The sequence below is a fragment of the Hydrogenimonas sp. genome (assembly GCF_029933015.1).
GTDB lineage: Bacteria > Campylobacterota > Campylobacteria > Campylobacterales > Hydrogenimonadaceae > Hydrogenimonas.
This window is the reverse complement of the sequence record NZ_JAOZOZ010000124.1, coordinates 1-4,923: the sequence shown is the minus strand read 5'-3', so window position 1 is coordinate 4,923 and position 4,923 is coordinate 1. Positions and strand designations below refer to the sequence as shown.

Annotated in this window: 3 protein-coding genes; all 3 read left to right on the top strand. The window is 56.2% G+C overall.

Annotated elements, in window-relative coordinates:
- The coding region (gene ciaB / locus Q1K23_RS07765; RefSeq protein ID WP_366522649.1) for an invasion protein CiaB at positions 1–1,833 on the top strand (1,833 nt) is incomplete at its 5' end.
- A gap of 72 nt (positions 1,834–1,905) precedes the next feature.
- Positions 1,906–2,460, top strand: a complete 555-nt coding sequence (locus tag Q1K23_RS07760) for a YceI family protein (RefSeq protein ID WP_300363575.1) — start codon at positions 1,906–1,908, stop codon at positions 2,458–2,460.
- 64 nt (positions 2,461–2,524) lie between these two features.
- The coding region (locus Q1K23_RS07755) for a mechanosensitive ion channel domain-containing protein (RefSeq protein WP_300363574.1) at positions 2,525–4,923 on the top strand (2,399 nt) is incomplete at its 3' end.

Sequence of the window (4,923 nt, the reverse complement as noted above, 5' to 3'; positions counted from 1 at the left end):
ATCTTCATGGAAGACCTGCAAAAGGTCTACGACGAGATCCTGCGCCGCCAGAAGGCGCTGGGAAGCTACTACGAACTGCTGGGCGGCGGCCATGCCGACGCGGAGGCGTGGGTGGGAGACTTTCTGCGCCGTCTGGGGCTTCCGGAGACGCCCCAGACCCGTATGGCGGCCCTGACACGGCTGATCGGCCTCAGAGACGACGCCCTGACACAGGTGTTGCAGAAAGAGGGGTTCGACGAAGAGAGCGTCATCGCCGCAAAGGAGACGGCCTACAAGCTGGTGGCCGACTTCTACCTCAAGCGCCACCTGGAACTGCTCGACTGGATCGAGGACGAGGCGCTGCTGACACCTTTTTACCGGGAGATCCTCAAGGAGGCCCACCGTGTAGGGGAGGCGATGAGCGGCTGGCAGAGCGCCTGGACGGCCCATATCGTCCACGGCGTCAACCGGGAGCTTTTCGAACTCTTCAACGGCGACGAAGAAAAGATCTACGAGATGCTCGAGTCCGAAAATCTCCTCGACCTGCGGGAGGAGGGGTGCGTGGGCGACCGCTGCTACTCGGTGCTCAAGAAGACGAGAAAGGGGTACAAAAGCGTCCCCTACGCCAAGGCCTTCCGCATGGAGGTGATGGAGGTGGTCAACCGTCTCGAAAACATGCGGGGGGTACTGGAGACGATGGAGGACGAAGTCTTCGGCCTGAAAGAGGCGTGGCTGGGATATATCGACGCCCTGATCGACGCCCTCTCCCATACCGAAATAGCCGGACTCATCAAGAAGTGGGCCGAGGTGGACAGAAGATGGATGGCGATCACCTCCCCGATCCAGATCGGCCACCCGCTGGAGTACTACGAGGACCACTACCGCAAGGCGGTGGCCCTGGAGTGGGACGTGCGGCTCGCCTCGCCGAAGCTGATGCAAAAGACCCGCATTCCCTCCCGGATCACGGCGATGGGCGACGCTCTGGCGAGCGAATTCGGCGAAGAGGCACGGAAAATCCACGAAAACTGTGCCGCGCAGGTAGCCCGGACCCAGCTTTACATCGGCATCCCCGCCCTCTTCTACGGCGCGGAGTTCCAGGGGCTCTTTTCGGCCCAGGTGGTCCCCAACGACACGGAAGTGAGCCGGGAGCTCGGCAAGAAGATCTTCGCCTTCGCCGACAACGTCCTGGAGAGCAAAAAGGCGCGGCCGGTCATGCGCATCGCCCGGGAGATTCTGGGAGACGATTTCGTCCGACACCAAAGGGACGTGATGTTCGAAAAGCCCGATCTGTGGCACAGAGTCTACGAAATCACGACGATCGGTCACGAATACGGCCACATCCTCTGGGTCGACGACGACACCGAAGTGAAGATGAACGGCAGCGGCAACTACAAAAACGTCGAGGAGTTCAAGGCCACGGTCGGCGGAATGATGGCTTTCTTCATGCACGAGGAGGAAAGTCTTAAGGAGGAGATCCTCCGCGATACCGTCGCACGGGCCGTAGGACTGATGAGCTGGCGCGAAACGGGCGAAGTGGAGCCCTACTACGTCGAGGGGCTTTTGCATCTGGATATTCTCTTTGCGGCAGGCGTCCTCGCCTTCGACGGCAAGAGGCTGACCATCGACCTGGGCGAAGAGGCCTACAGAAAGAGCCGGGCACTCTACCGGGCCCGCTACATCACCCTCGTACACGACTTCTACCTGGCCAAACGGGACGCGGGAGAGTTTCTCGCGAAATATGTGGAAAAGAGGGATGGAATCTGGCATCCGACCGACGAAAAGGTCCGTCTTTTCGTCGACCACTACTGGAAACGCCACCTCGAAATCGGCCAGGAGACGATGCCTTTCGATTAATCTTTTAGATTAATGATTTTGCCATGCCCCATCGGTTATGATAGAGCCAATATCGTTTTAGAGGGAAAAAATATGTTTAAAATCATCGTATCGACACTGTTTGCGACACTCTCACTTTTTGCGACCGAATGCACCTACCGGGTCATGGATTTCGATATCGAATGGGAAGCCTACAAGACACCGGCCAAGATCGGGGTCGAAGGAACGTTCGGCAACATCAAGCTCTCCGCGATGCCTGACAAAACGGTCACCGGGCTGCTGGAAGGGGCGAAAGTGGTGATCGACACGAACAGCGTCAACTCCAAAAACAGCGGGCGGGATGCCAAACTGGTCAAGTTTTTCTTCAACACCCAGGGGGTCAAGACGATCACCGCCGAAATCAAAAAGATAAAAAAGAGTTCGGCCGATGTGGAGATCACGATGAACGGCGTCACCCGGACGGTTCCTATGAAACTGGAGTTCGACGGAGAAGATGTGAAAGCGGAAGGATATATCGATCTGGCCGATTTCGACATGCTTCCCTCCCTCCAAAGCATCAACAAAGCCTGCTACGACCTTCACAAAGGCAAAACCTGGCAGGACCTCAAAATAGAGTTCGAAATCAAAACGATGGAGAAGTGCAAATAGCCTCTCCCCCTCCCATGCGGCCGGCCGGATGCAGCACAATCCCTAACACGATATAATCTGCGGTATGAATACAGTACGACTGCTTTTGACGACACTTCTACTGCTGGGTACACTCTGGGCCGAAGAGAGCCCACCTGCTTCACATACAAACCACACGGATATCCCCACCGAACAGAAAGAGACCGAACTCTACGCACCGGAAGAGATCCCCGAAGCGGCGGTCCGCACTGCCGATCGCATCGCGCGGATGGAAAAGAGTCTCGAAGCCGCCGGAGAAGTCCGGGAGATCGAAACGTCGCTTCCCGACTTCATCCGCTCCATCGAACGGATACGCAAAGATATCACCCACCACGACCCGACGAAACAGAATGTCAAACAGCTGCGTAAGTGGTACGAGGAGTCCATCCATTACAGCAGACAGCTCAAAAGCTATGCCGAGAAATTCGACAGGCAGATCGAAAGCTACAACGAAATGCTCGAGTCGCTCCGACAGATGCTCCAACGCTGGAGAGCGACCCGGGAGAATGCCGCGAAACGAAACGCTCCGAAAGCGATCCTCCAACGTGCAGACGAGACGATTTCACGGATTCTCACCATGCAAAAACGGGTCAAAAAGCTCTACGACGAGACACTGACACGCATCGACACGATCTCCGAGGAGAGCCGGCAGTTCACCGCAATGACGACGACACTCGAAGAGGCCCTCGCCAAGCGGGGTATGGAGCTGCTGACCCTCGACCACCCCTCTATCTTCGCTTCTCTGGAACAGCAGGGGTTTCATCTGCGAAGATACCTCACCGAAAGTTACAAAGCGATACGTTACATTCTGGAGCAGACGCGTCTTTTCTACGCCACCAATATCGTCGCCCTCTACTCCCATATGGGGACGACGCTCTTTCTGGGCCTGATCCTTCTCTATCTCCATCTGCGCCACAGACGCGGAAAACTTTTCGTCATTCATGACGAAAAGGTGCGCAGCTCGATCTTTTTCATCGAGCATCCGATCGCTGCGACAATACTGCTTTCGGTTCTGATCGTACCGCTCTTCTATCCGGAACGGCCCGTCTCCGTCGGGTATCTCAATGCCGCCGTGGCGCTGGGAGCGCTTCTTGTCATCGTCCACGGCATCGTCTTACCGTCGGTACGCCGATTCATCTATCTGCTGACGGTACTCTTTCTGCTCACCACCATCCAGGTCCATATCGTCGAAGCCGAAACCGAAGCCCGTCTCGTCTGGCTTCTAATGGGGATCCTTCTGCTCACCGCATCTTTGCGTATGCTGCGAAAGAGCGGCCCCCTCTACAGGGAGGAGTACAGCAGCGAAATACGTTTTTTTGTCCGTTTCGCTCCCGTGGTACCCATGATACTCATCGTCTCGATCGGTGCCAACGTCGTCGGCGCGGTCAACCTTTCGGTGAAACTGCTCGCCTCCCTGATCACGTCACTCTACCTCTTCATGATCTTTCTGATCGTCGCGCGGATCTTTCGAGGGCTGATCGTCATGTTCGTCCGGCGACGTTCTCTGGAGTCGAAACATCTTCTGCAGGAGTACTCCCAGCAGATCCAGAGCTACCTCACTTTTCTGGTCAATCTCTTTCTGATGCTCTATTGGCTCTATCTGGTCCTCAAGCAATTCGATCTGCTCTACTTCCTGGAAAACTGGTGGCAAAAGCTGATGGCCCTCTCCTGGCAGGTGGGCGAAGTGGTGGTCTCAGTCGGTGCCGTTGTGGATTTTCTCTTCGTTCTGACCCTTACCTGGTTCCTGACGCGCTTCATCACGATTATCCTCGATCTGGAACTCTTCAGCCGCTACGAATTCCCCAGAGGCGTTCCGGCGGCAATCCAGATGATCGTGCGCTATCTCATCATCACGGTCGGCGTCATTTTCGCGCTTACAGTGTTGGGAATCAGGCTGACCGACCTGAGCCTGATCGCCGGAGCGCTGGGTGTGGGTATCGGTTTCGGCCTGCGGAACATCATGGCCAATTTCGTCTCGGGGTTGCTACTGATTTTCGAGCGCCCCGTCCAACAGGGAGATGTGGTGGAGGTGGGCGGTGTCTTCGGCGATATTCAAAAGATCGGTGTACGTGCCACCACGATCAAAACCTACGACGGTTCGGAGGTGATCGTCCCCAACGCCGACTTCATTACCAAAGAGGTAACCAACTGGACCCTCTCTTCAAAGAGCCGTCGGGTCAAGATGCAGTACAAGGTCGCCTTCGGCAACGACCCCAGACGCATCATCGAGATCATCCGCAGTGCCATCGAAAAACACCCGGAGATCCGCAAAGAACCGGCCCCCAAGATTCTTTTCGACGGGTACGGTGACTACTACCTGGAGTTTACCGTCTACTTCTGGGTCGACGGACGACTGCTGGACATCAGGAGCGAAACGGCGCTCAACATCTATGAGGCCCTGACGAAAGCAGGAATCGAAATGCCGGTACCCTTCAGCCGGATATC